The sequence below is a fragment of the Moorena bouillonii PNG genome, from assembly GCF_001942495.1.
GTDB lineage: Bacteria > Cyanobacteriota > Cyanobacteriia > Cyanobacteriales > Coleofasciculaceae > Moorena > Moorena bouillonii.
Genome location: NZ_MKZS01000001.1, coordinates 4,885,342 through 4,900,623, shown reverse-complemented (window position 1 = coordinate 4,900,623; position 15,282 = coordinate 4,885,342). Strand labels below are relative to the sequence as shown.

The window sequence follows — 15,282 nt, the reverse complement described above, 5'->3', positions numbered from 1 at the left end:
TTTGAGTATGGCTCCCCCCTTTTTTAAGGGGGGCTGGGGGGGATCCAAATCTTGCGGAAAACTTTGAAAACACGCCCTAAACCCTCCCAGGAAGGGAACGCAAGAGCCAATAGTCAAACAATTCTGTGTACCTCATGAGTCCTATAAACGTTATACTATTTAGTCATTAGAATCTACCAGTGGCAATCCTGCCACAACTTCTTCTACTAGCTGTTTGGCTTTAGCATCTAGACACTGCCAATCCACAACACCAGCCTGATCAATCAGCATCGGATCAATTTCTACTGGCTGAGTGTCTAATTCAGACTGGGTTGGTCTATAGTCACGAAAACAGACTTGAAAACACAAATCCCATAAATTAATGGCAACTGAAGTATCTTGATGTGCTAAACACAACTCATAGCCCGGTATGGGTGTAGTAACGTTTTGATAGGTGACTTTCCAGTTTGTTGGCTCCAACTGTCGCCCAATTTGGTCTATTATACGAATAAATGCAGGTTGCATCAGCACTTGAGCTTGTTCCCATGCCAGCGTATCCTTAAATAAGGGTTTCATTGATTAACTCCCACACAGCCCTTGAAGAGTGCTATTTTACCAGCCATTAAGGAAAACAACAATTATTCACAGGCCATCCGTTGCTCTTAATACTATACCGATATCTCTTATATACGATAACCAGATAATCGTAAGCGGTCAGCCGTCAGCGGTCAGCCGTCAGCTATCAGCTATTGGCTGATAGCTGATAGCCAATAGCCAATAGCTGATAGCACTTCAAGTAGCGTGCGCTTAAGCTGATAGCTGATAGCTGATAGCTGATAGCCAATAGCTGATAGCCAATAGCAGATAGCCAATAGCTGAATGCTAATAGCTGAATGCTGATAGCTGAATGATAATCAAAATATAAATTGGCACAATCCTGGTCAATAATACCGATCAGCGTATGTTAAACATGAGACAGTTAGCACCCCGCCCCCTTGGTGCGGAGTTTTAAACTTCCTTTTTGTGAACTCTTAGGCACATCAATCCTATGTTAGGCAAGTTACTGGACGGGCGTTACCAAGTGACTCAAGTCCTCGGTTCCGGGGGATTTGGCAAAACCTATTTAGCCAAGGACACGAAGCGTCCAGGTAACCCAAGCTGTGTTGTTAAGCAACTTCAGCCTCCCAATGGCTCTCAGACATTTTTAGAAACTGCTCGACGGCTATTTAGCAGGGAGGCTGAAACCCTAGAAAAGCTGGGCAATAATGACCAAATTCCTCGACTACTTGCCTACTTTGAAGAAGACCATGAGTTTTACTTGGTGCAACAGTTCATCGAAGGGCATCTATTGAGCCAAGAGTTGTCTCCTGGTCACCGCTGGCAGGAAAACCAGGTGATTGGGCTATTGCAAGAAGTTTTAAGTATTTTGGAATTTGTCCACCGTCACGGTGTGATTCATCGCGATATTAAGCCCGATAACCTGATCCGACGCACGGCAGATAGAAAGTTAGTGTTGGTGGACTTTGGTGCCGTTAAGCAAGTTCAAACTGATTTGGCTAGTGCCTATAGACAAACTCACCATACTGTGGTAGTTGGCACTCCAGGCTATATGTCCAGTGAGCAGGCTTTGGGTCAGCCCTGTCCTAGCAGTGATATTTATGCCCTAGGGATTATTGGGATTCAGGCTCTAACTGGAATGGTGCCAGATCAGTTTCATGAAGACCTCAACACTGGTGAAGTTAACTGGCAATCTCTGGTGTCAGCGAGTGTAGGATTAAGTGTAGGATTGGCGAATGTCCTTACCAAAATGGTTCGCTACCAAGTCAAAGACCGTTACCAGTCCGCATCCCAGGTTTTACAAGACTTACAGAAACTGAGTGCTAATTCAAAAGCTGACTCGATCAATTCCCCAACCTACTACTCAATTCACAATGTCCCTACAGTAGAAGAAAACTTCCCACCAGAGCCAGTATCAAAGCTGTTCTCAGAGCAACAAACTTGGGATGGAAATGCCGATAGAGGTTCTACTCCAAATAAACCAGCACCTTCTCCGTTGCCTCCAACTAAGGTAGATAGATCGGATAATTTGTCTTTGATCATTGGCACTGGTATTGCCTTAGTTACTTCTTCGATAGCTGGTATGGTCTACTCGATGCGTTCTAGCTCTTGGTCACCACCTAGAATAGCGCAACCAATTCCTCCTAGGAGTACACCCAATCGCCGTTCAGCTCCGGTGGTATACGAGCCACCAGCCCCAGCTGCCCCAGGTAATTGCCAGGTGACAGGTTTGAGTGTGAATGTGCGCTCCGAGCCTAACGGATCAAAAGTAGATAAGCTCAATCAGGGAAGCAGTCTAGTTCTAACTGGTAGTGGACAACGTGGCTGGGTAGAAATTAGTTCACCGGTGACCGGGTGGGTGTATACAAATTTGACTGACTGCGCACCAACCGTTGAGCCAGTGGTGGCATCGGCTCCGGAGAGAAATGTTCCAAAGACAACGATTAACCGAAAGCCAACACCTGTCGTCAAGAGGGCTCCATTGCAACCACAGAACCGTCAGCCAACACCAGCACCACCGGTTGTTGATAATGGCTCACTAATTTTGGCTAGAGCAGTGGAAAAGTATCAGGCAGGAGATATCAAGAGGGCAATTGCGATCGCACAAGATGTGTTGCCTAGTAGTGCTGCTTTCAATGGTGCCCAAAGCAAAATTGACCAATGGCATAACGAATGGGTATCCTTTGAACGTAAGTTTGATAAGATTCAACAAGCCTATGAACAGGGTAGGTGGGTTGATGTGTTGAACTATGCTCAGAACAGCAATTTGCCAACAAGAGGCTATTGGCGTCAGAAGTTAAATCGCATCATCAATGAAGCTCGGCAGCAACAAGCATTAGTAGAAGCTCAAAGAAAGCAACTCGCTGTACAGAATCAAATTGGCTCTAGAGCAAACCAAGCAATTCAAAACAAGTCACAGCCTGCTCCAAGACCGGTTTCTATTGCTGCACCATTGCCTAAACAGCCAGTGGTTACCGGTCAGAAAACTACTGCACCACCACCGTCTCAATCTACCAAAATCAAATATTACGTGATACTGGACGACGGGAGTTCTAGTGGTTTAGCAAAAGCCAGGAAAATTGTGCCTGGTGCTTTTTTGGGTCGATTCCCACAAGGATCGAGAATTCAGATGGGAGCATTCAAAAATGAAGCCAAGGCAAATGCTTTTGCTAACCAACTACGTCAACAAGGAATGTCTGCTTCAATCTATCGACCATAATTGTTTTGTTTAAAGTTAATTGGTTGAACGCGATCGCCACATGACTTACACAGTAAATCTACCTGTAGGGGCGCACAGCGTGTGCCCCTACTATTTATAGTGTTTTATAGGCTTTGCTAAGCAATTGTGCGTAATTGCGTAAGAGAAATTGACTAGGTAGGTAGGAAAAAAGGGAACCATAAGAAGGAGAAGGCAAACAGGGGAAACAGAATGCTGCATGGTTAAGTCATCGCTGTAAAGCAGTGTGCTTTTAATTTCTTTATTTCAGGACTTACGCACACAATCCATGGGTAGGGGGGCTGGATATCGTTTTGCCCCCCTAGCCCCCCAATTTTGGGGGGAACAAGACTTTGAAAGTCCCCCAAAGTTGGGGGACCCACGGGGGCTTGACCTAAATCAGACGTTTGCGCATTCTTTCCAAGAATCAGCAACGCCATATTTATCCGTGCTTTATCGGTATAGTGCAACTGTTGATCTGACTTGACCGTCATGAAATCTTCCCGCTGCTCCTTGATCTGCATACTTCTTCCTGTTGGGACGAAGCTTTCATTGTAGAAAACAGTAAAAACACTATTACTAGTGACATTAGATCATGCAAGACTTTCTAGAATATATGCGGACTCTACAGGTCTGGCAGCAGTTAGATAGACCCACCCAAGCTGAATCACCCAACAGCTTTTCCATCGCTACCATCCAAAGTCTGGGGTCTCCCCAGCAAATTCCCGATTATGCCCGAAATCATGCTCTACTCCAGCATCCCTGGCTGCTGAGTTTCCAAAATCTACCGTTAAGGCACACTCACCTAGAGGATTTACCCACTACTGAGGAAAAATTAGGAGTCTTAGTTGCTGATCATCCCCGATTATCCTCTTTAATCAGGGAAACTAGCGTAAGTCGTAATCTAGAAACTTGGCTCAACCAGCGTTATCTGATTAGTTGGTGTTTCCCCAATTGGCTGACTGCTGTTGCTTCTAAGCTACCTACACCCCAAACCCGAATCCCTTTATTAAAGAATCTCTATGAAGAACACGGATTATCGGGGAAATCTGGTCATAGCAAACCCCATCCTCAAATGTGGCAGCAGTTATTTGAAGAATTATCAGCGATGGACCTACTGTCACGCTACGCGATCGCACCAGGTGAGTCGATACCTCTACCAAAGTCATCACAAGAATTATTACCAGGAACCCAACGCTTCCTGCAAATCTACACCACTGCTTGCTTCCAATACCCCGCTGCCTTTGGATTGGGGATACTGGCTTTCACGGAATCTATCCTACCCTATGAAAACCAACTGATTTTAGCAGGTCTGAAAAAACTAGGTATTTCCACCAAAGGACAAGAATTCTTTGCCGTTCACTGCGACTGTGATCAAGACCATGCTGAGGAAATTTTAGATGTGATTGAGCAGATCGCTAATTCTCCCCAAACCCTTTGGCAAGTTAGGCAAGGGGTGGCAATGGCAGTAAGAGCTCGTCAGGGATTTTACGACGATTTGCATCGAGAATTGGTACTGCTGCGTCAAGAAACTGTTGAATCCGGTCGAGGTTGAGGACTTTGGCGATTGATAAAGTCATCCCGCTGGTGCTTTTCATTGCTGTTGGTTATGCCCTGAGAGGGAAATTTCAAAAACCTGTAGCAGTTGGTGCTATTAAAACGTTAATTATCAATGCTTTACTTCCTGCCGCTCTATTCCTATCCACGATCAAAATTGATATCGGTCAAGGTTTACTGTCGCTACCGCTATTCGGACTTGCTATTAATTTCTTCTTGTTAGGAATTGGATGGTTATTAACAGGTTTGGTGATTCCTAGCAAAGAAAAAGCCAAAGCCCGCTCGTTGATATTGATGTTTGCGTCTTTAGCTCCTGGTTTAACAGTGTATCCGTTTACTCAGGAATTTTTAGGTGAGCAAGGATTAGCCCTAGCTGGGTTGGTGGATGTCGGTAATAAATGTTTTGTGCTAATCGGTCTTTATGCTTTAGGGATGTATCTACACCAACGCAGTGTTGATACTTCCCACATCAATCTCAGCAAATTCAAAACTATTGGACTGACTCTGATCCAAGAACCAGCAAATTTAGCCTTGTTACTGGGTTTGTCCATAGGAGCATTAAATCTAGGTAACACACTTATCCCAGAAATAGTGTTGCAGGCTCTGCAACGGTTAGCGGCTTGCACTACTCCCATGATTCTGTTTTTTGTAGGGATTTCTCTGAAGCCGAAAACCTTACAATTACGGAAAATTTTACTAATTTTACTCGTCCGCTCAGCAGTAGGATTCTGGTTTAGTGCAGCAGTACTGATTTTGTTTAAACCAGATACATTGGCAGAAACGTTACTAGCTGTAGTTTTACCCCAAAGCGGATTGAGTTTGTGGCCGTTGTTGTATGCTTCCCAGATTAATATGCTCGACCAAGAGCAATATCGGCGTACTCACCCGACATTTGATACGGAATTTGCTCTAGGATTACTGAGCACTTCTATTCCGATATCGATTGGTGTTAATTTAATTATTTTTTCTAATAGCGCGTTTTTTATCTTACCGTCCCATCTGGGATTAGTCGGAACTATCCTTTTGCTCCTGTTCAGTATAGCAAAGGGAACAGGGAACAGGGAACAGGGAACAGGGAACAGGGAACAGGGAACAGGGAACAAAAATTATCACAATTCCTAAACGGATCCCTATCTGATTTAATAGACTTCGCGGCAGTTGTCGGGAACAGGGAACAGGGAACAGGGAACAGGGAACAGTGGACAAGAATTGACGCAAACAGTATTAGAAAAATACTTTTGCAAGAGGTCTAATTTGGCTTGTGACCATTAGGCAGTGGCCGGAAAACTGCCACCAATGAAATGGATATCACTGAAGGTTTCGTTCGCGTAGCGTGACCGTAGGTCAATCCACAGACGAGCGCCACAACGCAATGGATTATCTGGCTGATAGACAATCCGACAAGGACCGAGGATTTCTACTTGATTGCCGTATAGATTGTCGCCGCTTCGTTTTACTGAAATGACTGGCTGACGCTCTTCTGGACTTTTGTGATTGTTGCTGCCAATGCGATTGCGGTTGACATTGATCTTAGCCAGAGCAGGAGGACGAGTAGTACGCCATTTGCCCTTTGGTCCACGCTTCTTCTCTATGATTTGGGGCAGATTGTTGAACAGAGGAATAATCCAGAATTTCCCACTTTTATAAGCACCCCGGACGCGACCATCATTGAGGAGTTGGCGCAAGCGTCGAGAAGAAATACCTAAGAGAGAGGCGGCTTCAGTAGTACAAACGGACTTGTTCATCAGTGGACTTCCTTTACTCTTCCGATATCACTATTATAAGGCAAAAAGTTAGCTGAGGTGGTGTTTGTAAATTATTGTTAATATTTATTTACAAACACCTTCTCAACTAAAGTTTAAATTGAGGTAATTTTAGATAGTGCGCGTAGCGAGATGGGAGCTAAATCTCGACCAGATTCACAACGGAATAGTTAGGGTTTGCTGAAAAAGTCTTTTGGTAAGGGTAGGAGCTTCGAGTCAGGCGAAATGGGAATTATATAGGAGCTAGGAGGAAGACTTGTCCCTTGATTTTTCTGCCGGAGTCTGCACAAAATTCTAACTTTTTGAGATTTTTGGACCGAAAAGCTGGCACTTTTTTCGATCCAAAAAGGCTAAAACCTTTATCTGTCAAGGCTTTGAGAGTTAATCAGCAAGCCCGACTTAGGTTAAAAGTACCCTCTTGGGTACTGTTTAAAAGTTTGATTTTACACACACAATAGATAGTAAGTGTTTAAGTGAAAGTCTGCTTCTACTAAAAAATAGATAGAGAGAATTAAGATTATGTATAATGATGAAGCTTTGCTAGTGACTTATCCAGATTATCCAGTTAACACAGATACTTTTTATGGATACACTGAAATGGTCGGACATGCTGGTGTTCTTCTGATTAAACAAAGTGGTCTGACAAAATATTATGAATTTGGTCGTTACGACCCTGCTATGAATGGAGTAGTAAGAAATAAAAGAATTCCTAATGCTGTAATTGGAAGTAATGGAAAAGCTACGCCGTCTATTTTGAAAGCAATTTTGAGGAGTTTATCAACCCAATCAGGTAAAAATACTCGTATTCGCGCAGCTTATTTCATTAATATGGATTTCGACAAGATGCTTGCATATGCCATTACAGAACAGCCTCAATATAGTATTATAAGCTTCAATTGTGGTCATTATGCTCAAGCTGTAATTTTAAAAGGAAATCCCAATGTTGATAGACCATTAATAATAAATCCAACGCCAAACAATATTGTTGACGAGTACATCGAAGAAGGAAATGCTGAAGTTTTATTTTCGCCAACTACAGGTGAGATGACAATCGGCAAGGGAGATGAGTCTGATGCTAAAGAATAGTCATAAAAGTAATTTTGGAGTTTTTACCGCAGACTCAAAAATAGACAATTTGAATGAGCTTACTAAAAAAGCGATCGCATCGGAATATTTCAGTTGGTACTGATATCGCACTAAACCACCACTATTCGGTTGAATTGCTGGGTTATCAACGGGTTCAACTAGACCGATTACCGTAACCTACGGGTGCATCTCATTTTTACGGTTTTATCCGGTGGTGCGTTACGGGGTAGGCTATTTCAATGGTGGCTTATAGGCAGAAAATCAGGGCGAGCCCACCCCTAACGCACCCTACGGGAACTGACAGCTGAAAGCTGACAGCTGACAGCTGACTGCTTATTAAAAATTTCGAGCTTCTTCCACCCAGCTATCAAACTGGTCTTGATGGTTTTCAATCCATTCTTTGGCATGGCGACGGATATCTTTTGAGCTATCTTCACCGCTGTTTAGTAATTCATTTTGAGCATTGATGTCCTCAGTGGGAATCTGAATAAGTTCAAACAAGCGTTTGGCGGCTGGGTTAGCAGATACAAATTTCTTATTAGCTACGATTCGGAACCGATCAATGGCAAATCCCAGATTTTTCCCATCTACCGAGGTATCTTTTGCGGTCAAGTCTTTCTGTGATTCTGGTAGATCAGTGAAGGGAACTTCTAGCCAGACTACATCTTGATCTGGTTTTAACACTGCTGCCATCCACATGGGAGTCCAAGTATAGTAGAGGATTGGTTGTCCTTGGTTGTAGCGAGTAATGGCATCTACAATTAGCGCTGAGTAGGTTCCTTGGTCTTGCTCAACGGTGTCTTGGAGTCCGTAAGCTTTAATGTGATGCTGAATCACAAACTCACAAAACCAACCGGAATTACAGCCAATCAAATTGGCTTTGCCATCACCATCTGAGTCAAAGAGTTTAGCGATTTTTGGGTCTTTGAGTTGCTCAAGGCTAGTGATGTTGTATTTATCAGCAGTTTTTTTATCAATCTGATAACCTTGCAAGAGATCAGAGGTGATTACTCCGAGTCGTTCTAACTTCTGTTCACCACCACTTTGTTCAAAAAAGCGTCTATGACCTATTTCCCAATGGACAGCAGTGTAATCTAGGTCGCCGTTTCCTAAAGCCAGGTGTGCGGTGACGTATTCAACTTGTTTTGGCTGTTTGATAGTGTAACCAAGTTTTTCCAGACCAATGTTTACAATCTCGGTTTGGAATTGTTCTTCTTGCAAGCTACTATAGACCGATTGTACGCTCACCCCTTTACCAGGCATGGCTAGATTAGAGTCTGTGGTTAAGTGGGAGGGTTGTTGCCAAGTGATAAAACCCAGGAGTGCCACTAAGACGGTTCCTCCAACAATACCCCAAGTCACTTTTTGACCTGTTGATGAAGAGCGCACCAAACCAATTGGTCCTCGTTGCAACCAAGGGATTTGGTTGTTGCCTTGACTGACTATCTGAGTGATCCGATCCAGCATTACTGCGATTAGAACGATGCTCAATCCTCCCACAGCAGCTAATCCCACATTCACCCGACCTAGTCCTTGCAATACCATCTGTCCAAGTCCTCCTACACCAATCATGGAGGTTACTACTGACATGGATAAGGCTAAGAGGATGGCTTGGTTGACTCCTGCCAGAATGGTTGGCATGGCTAGGGGAATTTGGACTTCGAATAACATTTGTGTCGGGGTTGAGCCAAATGCGATCGCAGCTTCGACAACTTCTGTGGACACTTGCCGAATCCCGAGGTTAGTCAAGCGAATCAGGGGGGGTATGGCAAAGACACAGGTTGCCATTACTCCAGGCACTGCACCAATCCCAAACAACATCACTACTGGCACAAGATAGACGAATGACGGTAGGGTTTGCATGGCATCGAGCAGGGGTCGCAGCACTTTCTCAATGCGATCGCTACTAGCACAGGCAATACCGACAGTGATGCCTATCACCATGCAAAACACTACAGCCGTTACTACTAGGGAAAGAGATACCATGGCTTGGGTCCAGGCTCCGCAAAAGCCAATCAAGCTCAAAGCAGCAACGCTATAAATCGCAATTCTGCCACCAGCCAGTTGCCATGCTATCAAGGCAATCAGAATCAGCAAAATTAATGGAGGAATCGATAGCAACAGCCATTCTATACTCTCCAGGGTGACGCTAATCGGTAGACTAATGCCTTGAAAGAAAGGACGAAAATTGTCAACCAGGAAATTCACCGCAGCAGTAATCCACTGCTGGAGGGGTAAGGTATAAAGCTCAAAGGGGTTCAGGATAATATCTAGACCTCCTTGGCTCGTAGCGATCGCAAAAACAGATAGAGTCAAGTATTTCAACACAATAATACCACTATTTTTATTAATAGTATCATACCGGGGAGCATTTATTTTGTCAGGGGTTGGTAATGGGTAAGCTAAAACCCATGGAACATGTTTTTTAGCAAGGCAATAGGCAATAGGCAATAGGCAATAGGCAATAGGCAAAATGTGACTAGGTTAACTTTTTTTTGTTAATTTTAATAATAGACATTTTAAATACAAAACGGCTTAATCAATTAACTCATTATTAATTAATTTATATATATTATTGATTTTTTACTCAAGCAACGACTGCGTCAATACAATAATTACAGTAACAATAATTACAGTTTTTTGTATTAACAATTATTCTGATTTAGTTGATTAAATCTTGTCAGCATTCATCGCAGCTGGGATAATTCTCCCCATTTCCCGTTCTTCCCGATTCCCGATTCCCGACTCCCGATTCCCGATTCCCGACTCCCGATTCCCGATTCCCGATTCCCGATTCCCGATTCCCGATTCCCGATTCCCGATGCCCGATTCCCGATGCCCGATTCCCGATTCCCGACTCCCGATTCCCCACACTCCCCAGATCGGAATCTGATATGATATCTCAATCCGTGAGCAGCAACCGGAATTTATGCAACTCGTTGATTGGCTGATTGTCCTAGTCTACTTAGTCTTGTCCCTAGGGTTAGGACTATACCTCTCTCGCAAGGCTTCCGGCAGTCTTGTGGATTTCTTTGTTTCGGGGCGATCGCTCCCCTGGTGGTTAGCAGGGACCAGTATGGCTGCCACGACTTTTTCCATAGATACCCCCCTCTACATTGCCGGGGTAGTTGGCAATCGAGGCATTGCGGGCAACTGGGAATGGTGGAGTTTTGGCATATCCCATCTGATCATGATTTACATCTTTGCCCGGATGTGGCGACGGTCAGAAATTGTGACTGATGCCGAACTCACGGAAATCCGTTATGGTGGCTCCATCGCTGCCCTATTACGGGGAACCAAAGCCTTTCTGTTTGCTGTACCAATCAACTGTATTGCCATTGGCTATGCCATGCTAGCCATGGTCAAAGTCGTAGGTGCTCTAGAAATTTGGCAAAGCCTTGGTATTGCGCCCGAAGCCAGTAGTGTAAAACTCTGGAGTGTATTAGGAGTAAGTATTCTAGTCTTAGTTTACGCTGGCTTTGCTGGACTGTGGGGCGTAGTAGCTACAGATTTCTTCCAATTCTTTTTTGCCCTACTCGGAGCAATGATAGTTGCTGTCGTTGCCATTAACCATGTCGGTGGTATTCATCAACTAATCCCAAAAGTGCAGGAAGTAACCCAACAGGATGTACTAGCCTTTTTTCCCCTCACGGTTGGTGCCGGAGGGATTAGTTGGAGTGAAACTGCTGGCATCAGTGCTAGCACATTCTCTGCCTATGTGTTCCTGCAATGGTGGGCATGGCGTCGCAGTGATGGCGGTGGTGAATTTGTCCAGCGCCTGGCCGCATCCAAAAATGAAGCAGATGCCGAGAAAGCCGCTTGGCTATTCAATATCTTTCACTATGTAATCCGGACCTGGCCCTGGATCCTAGTAGCCCTAGCCGCAATGGTAATCTATCCAGATTTGGCAGACCGGGAATTGGGGTATCCCAAACTAATGCTAGACTTTTTGCCACCAGCCATGCTTGGGATAGTGGTAACCTCCCTGATTGCGGCATTTATGAGTACCGTCTCTACCTCCATTAACTGGGGAGCCTCCTATCTCACTAATGACCTCTATTTGCGCTTTGTTCATCCCCAAGCCTCAGAATCAGAACTGGTCTTAGTGGGGCGGATCGCATCAGTGCTGGTCACGGTTTTAGGAGCAATTGCCGCCTTCTTTGCCACAGACGTTGCCACGGTGTTCCGATTAGTAATTGCCATTGGTACCGGACCGGGATTAGTGTTAATGTTACGTTGGTTCTGGTGGCGGATTAATGCTGCTGCTGAACTAACCGCCATGGTTGCTGGTTTTGTTGTCGGGTTTGGTACCAGTGTCGTGCCAGTTATTCAGATTCCTGACTTTGGTTGGCGTCTGCTGGTAACTGCTGGAATTACTGGTGTTTTGTGGATAGTGGTGATGTTACTCACTCCACCAGAATCTGATACCACCTTAGATGAATTTTATCGACGGGTGCGTCCAGCAGGGCCTGGCTGGAAACGTCAGCAGCTTCGCACCGGTTTAGCCCCAATCCAGGATTTGGAACACGATCTAAAACGGGTGCTCGCATCAATATTGCTAATGTTTGGAGCAATGTTAGCTATTGGAGGATTTTTGTTGCTAAAGCCCTTGACCGGTTGGGTTTCTCTGGTAATAGCCGTTCTAGGATGGATGTGGCTGCGTCAAATTAAAGGGAGTAGGGAGTAGGGAGTAGGGAGTAGGGAACAGGGAATAGGGAACAGGGAACAGGGAATAGGGAATAGGGGAAGAGAGGGAAGTGTGCTAAATCTGGGAAAGATCGGAAATTATGGGAAGTTTGGAGATAGGTAATTGCAACGACTATACTATTAAAGCGGTTGTCATAATTATCAGGTACAGTCAATTTTATTACCCCGATTCCCGACTCCCGATTCCCTACTCCCTTTTAAAAAAAACCATAGTTTGGCATCTCATTTTAAAACTATGTTAAAAATTGTTAATCTCCAAAACCCTTTAGTAATCCTCCTGGTTATCCTAATTTTAGTAATCGGGGTGGCATTTTTTATCTACTCTCAAGTCCAGAAAAAACTTACCGAACCGAAACCATCTAACTACGAACTTTGTCGTAACGCTCAGATCAATCAACCTAGCTATTATCCCATCAATCAGACCCTATCATCAAGTCTTTATCAACCCGTTAGTGAGTGGATAGGACGACTGATCCAGCCGCCAAAGGATGAACGAACAACGGATGATTTGGTACTCTTTGAAGTCTACCATACTGCTCCTGAGTATCAGCATTTGGTAGGACAAATTGTAACCTTAGGATGGAGTAAGGATGCTCCAGGGATCCAAGACTATGTGAAGCGAGTTACCACAGATATTAATTTTAATCAAGCCACGATAGATAGCATGACAGGCGGCACTATCCATCCGGTTCGATTAAATAATCTCAATCAAGTAGGTCCCCTGGAATCGTTGGCTGCAGCCAGACCTGACGATAATGTGATTGTCATGGTAAACAATCCAGTTGTGACTGAGTCAGAAACAAGGACATCTTTGACTATTGCCGAAGACCCAGTGCAAATTACCGGTCGCTTCTATGGCTTGGTTACCATTATTAAACGGGAGGCTCAAGAAAGCGATCGCTTTGAAGTATCTCACTTTAATAAAGACTCAAAACAATTTGATGGACCTCAAGAAATTATTCGTATTCCTCAAGTGGTGGCTGACCGGGATGGCATCCCTAGATCTACCAATTCCCAGATTGAAGACTCTCCTCTAAATAGCGCTGGTTGGTATATTTATGGTGCTCAGGATCCTGACGGCATTTTTGTTACCCAAGGGATTGAACCTAGGGCTTTGATGATGCTAGAGCCAGATCAAGTAATTTTGGGAGTTGAGGAAGGGGTAACTTACATTAAGGAAAAAAATTGGGAAAATACCGAACAGCAAAAAAGTACTGGCAACACAGTTCTGCTGGATCCTTTAGCTGAACAACCAGAGGCGGCGATATCCCGTTGGCAGGAGGGAGACCGGGGAATTGTCATCCATCTTTTTGGCGGAATTGGTGGTAATAAAAAAGATGAACGTGCCATTTTTAATATGGTAACTGGTCACTTTGCCTATGGTATTGCTCATGTAGTGCGTGACCCATTAAGCGATGAATTACGCTTTGATATAGAGTACGATCAAGTTTATGCTAGTAACCCCGATGGCATTGTTTCAGGGTCAATCAAATGGCCGAACTATATGGGAAATTTGCAGCGGGGTTGGTTAGGCGATCGACCTGTTTCTGATGTGATTGTTAAGTTGGATGCAGTCACCCAAGACTACGAGTTTGGTGATATTAAACTATCACCCTTGGACGAATTTAAGCATCAGTTACAAGTAATGATGGCTCGCTACCGCACCGGGGATGGTGACGGTGCAGCATTGGTTTCACCAGCAGAGTCCTGTGTACAAGACTCCAATCAAGGGCTGTATGTAGCCATCCAACAGATAGAAGATGAAGTGAATGCCAATCCTGAAATTCAAGAGTGGTTGAAAAGTCATCCAGATCATCCCCAAACTCAGCGATTTCAACAATTATCCGAGTTGGGACAAGCACTAGAAAAACAGCTGACTCCCCTAGGAATTGTTCGTAGTGACTGGAAGGAAAATGCTGAAACCTTGGTGGGAGTTGCTACCAGTGACAATCCCATTATCCCGATCATTAGAGGACTTACTAGCTGGCGCACTATACTACCACGACGTGGTCATGACGAAATCGCTAATCTTTTGTTAAACCATGGCGCTAAACTTTGGGTTATCCGCACTAATCAAGTGGGGGGATTCGATCCCGATATTATCCCCTATGCTCCGACTACGTTATTTTAGAATTTAGGTTGACCTTGCCATAGTGGTCAAGCGTCTTAGCAAAGGTTGCAGCATCTCAGGAACTGCTGTATCACCAATTTCCACAGTTTTTTTACGTCCAGCGACTTCCACTGTCAGTTTGTAGCTAAACTGATCGGCACCTGGTGTTGATGACATCAGCTGTGCTGGTAGCTCAAAAAAACTAGTAGTATTCAGCAGACCTTGCAACTGATCAGCTTCTTCTGGCGATAGGGATTCAGTATCAACCTCAGTTGCCATATTCATCCCCATAAAACCGCCACTACGCTCAAAGTATATTTTCATAACACCCCCATAGTTTTGAGATACTCTTAAACCGTAATTAATCGGGATAATCCGGTATAAAACGGTCAAGGTTCATTTTATTGTTGCCTGAGTGAGGAGCGGTCATTCAGCAATTGGAGTTAAGCCTGCCGGAGACGAAACCTTAGAATAAGGCAGCCTTAATCATAAAGTTTTAAACCTTTTACCCATAGCCGACAAACCATAAAGGCTGCCTTATTCTGACGGTAACTTCTAACCGCTCATCTATCTAGGCGTTCCTGGCATCTCGACCAGGAGTTGCTTAAAAGCCCGAGTTTTAGTATGCTTACAGTCAAGCCAGCCAAGCTCAACCGCATCTAGTAGACTCAGTCCCATACCTTTCAAGTAACGCGCGGTACGACGCAATAACACTGCCTGCACCTCGGTTTTACTCATGTACCGGGTGATATATTAAACTAAGCCGAGGAGTCGCCTCCCTGACTCGTCTTCAGAACCGTACGTGA

15 protein-coding genes and 1 pseudogene are annotated in these 15,282 nt (G+C 44.4%); 8 read left to right on the top strand and 8 right to left on the bottom strand.

The features are described from left to right. Positions 1-159: 159 nt before the first annotated feature. Positions 160-555 carry a hypothetical protein gene (locus BJP37_RS19850; protein ID WP_075901342.1) on the bottom strand — a complete coding sequence of 132 codons (396 nt, stop codon included), beginning with the start codon at positions 553-555 and terminating at the stop codon, positions 160-162. A gap of 170 nt (positions 556-725) precedes the next feature. Then, positions 726-851, bottom strand: coding sequence for a hypothetical protein (locus BJP37_RS43705; RefSeq protein WP_269087031.1), 126 nt, complete (start codon positions 849-851; stop codon positions 726-728). A 176-nt stretch (positions 852-1,027) separates the two neighbouring features. On the opposite strand from BJP37_RS43705, the gene BJP37_RS19845 reads away from it, so the two are divergent. Then, on the top strand, positions 1,028-3,256 hold the full coding sequence (locus tag BJP37_RS19845) for a protein kinase domain-containing protein (RefSeq protein ID WP_075901340.1): 2,229 nt from the start codon (positions 1,028-1,030) through the stop codon (positions 3,254-3,256). A 221-nt stretch (positions 3,257-3,477) separates the two neighbouring features. On the opposite strand, the gene BJP37_RS39630 is transcribed toward BJP37_RS19845, so the two are convergent. Further along, complete coding sequence (locus BJP37_RS39630; RefSeq protein WP_158069680.1) at positions 3,478-3,777, bottom strand: hypothetical protein; 300 nt, start codon at positions 3,775-3,777, stop codon at positions 3,478-3,480. Between the two features lie 71 nt (positions 3,778-3,848). Between BJP37_RS39630 and BJP37_RS19835 the strand changes: the two genes are divergently transcribed. Both BJP37_RS19835 and BJP37_RS39625 read left to right on the top strand, forming a co-directional pair. Further along, positions 3,849-4,808 (top strand): iron-containing redox enzyme family protein, encoded by a 960-nt coding sequence (locus BJP37_RS19835; RefSeq protein WP_075901336.1) that lies wholly within the window; start codon positions 3,849-3,851, stop codon positions 4,806-4,808. 5 nt (positions 4,809-4,813) lie between these two features. Further along, entirely contained in the window at positions 4,814-5,932 is a 1,119-nt protein-coding gene (locus tag BJP37_RS39625) for an AEC family transporter (protein WP_158069679.1), read from the top strand. Between the two features lie 146 nt (positions 5,933-6,078). Here BJP37_RS39625 and BJP37_RS19825 read toward each other — a convergent pair whose 3' ends face one another. Further along, a complete protein-coding gene (locus BJP37_RS19825) occupies positions 6,079-6,555 on the bottom strand; it encodes a helix-turn-helix domain-containing protein (protein WP_075901334.1) in 477 nt (158 codons plus the stop codon). A gap of 537 nt (positions 6,556-7,092) precedes the next feature. Between BJP37_RS19825 and BJP37_RS19820 the strand changes: the two genes are divergently transcribed. Beyond that, positions 7,093-7,659 carry a hypothetical protein gene (locus BJP37_RS19820; RefSeq protein WP_075901332.1) on the top strand — a complete coding sequence of 189 codons (567 nt, stop codon included), beginning with the start codon at positions 7,093-7,095 and terminating at the stop codon, positions 7,657-7,659. A 53-nt stretch (positions 7,660-7,712) separates the two neighbouring features. Beyond that, positions 7,713-7,835, top strand: coding sequence for a hypothetical protein (locus BJP37_RS43700; RefSeq protein WP_269087030.1), 123 nt, complete (start codon positions 7,713-7,715; stop codon positions 7,833-7,835). A 160-nt stretch (positions 7,836-7,995) separates the two neighbouring features. Here BJP37_RS43700 and proX read toward each other — a convergent pair whose 3' ends face one another. Next, positions 7,996-10,131, bottom strand: coding sequence for a glycine betaine/L-proline ABC transporter substrate-binding protein ProX (gene proX / locus BJP37_RS19815; RefSeq protein WP_229415380.1), 2,136 nt, complete (start codon positions 10,129-10,131; stop codon positions 7,996-7,998). Positions 10,132-10,336: 205 nt separating this feature from the next. On the opposite strand from proX, the gene BJP37_RS39620 reads away from it, so the two are divergent. Together BJP37_RS39620 and BJP37_RS19805 are read left to right on the top strand one after the other, a co-directional pair. After that, positions 10,337-10,552, top strand: a complete 216-nt coding sequence (locus tag BJP37_RS39620) for a hypothetical protein (RefSeq protein WP_158069678.1) — start codon at positions 10,337-10,339, stop codon at positions 10,550-10,552. Between the two features lie 36 nt (positions 10,553-10,588). Further along, complete coding sequence (locus BJP37_RS19805) at positions 10,589-12,346, top strand: sodium:solute symporter family protein (RefSeq protein ID WP_075901328.1); 1,758 nt, start codon at positions 10,589-10,591, stop codon at positions 12,344-12,346. Here the strand turns inward: BJP37_RS19805 and BJP37_RS36980 are convergent. Then, positions 12,327-12,521, bottom strand: a complete 195-nt coding sequence (locus BJP37_RS36980; protein WP_143727700.1) for a hypothetical protein — start codon at positions 12,519-12,521, stop codon at positions 12,327-12,329. The genes BJP37_RS19805 and BJP37_RS36980 overlap by 20 nt on opposite strands. 80 nt (positions 12,522-12,601) lie before the next feature. Here BJP37_RS36980 and BJP37_RS19800 point away from each other — a divergent pair, with 80 nt between their 5' ends. Next, the gene (locus BJP37_RS19800; protein ID WP_229415379.1) at positions 12,602-14,497 is read left to right on the top strand and encodes an abortive infection protein; all 1,896 of its coding nucleotides are present in this window, start codon (positions 12,602-12,604) and stop codon (positions 14,495-14,497) included. 3 nt (positions 14,498-14,500) lie between these two features. Here BJP37_RS19800 and BJP37_RS19795 read toward each other — a convergent pair whose 3' ends face one another. Beyond that, positions 14,501-14,869 (bottom strand): protealysin inhibitor emfourin, encoded by a 369-nt coding sequence (locus BJP37_RS19795; protein WP_143727699.1) that lies wholly within the window; start codon positions 14,867-14,869, stop codon positions 14,501-14,503. A 174-nt stretch (positions 14,870-15,043) separates the two neighbouring features. Then, a pseudogene (locus tag BJP37_RS36975) lies at positions 15,044-15,226 on the bottom strand (transposase); the annotation flags it as partial. Between the last annotated feature and the right edge of the window lie 56 nt (positions 15,227-15,282).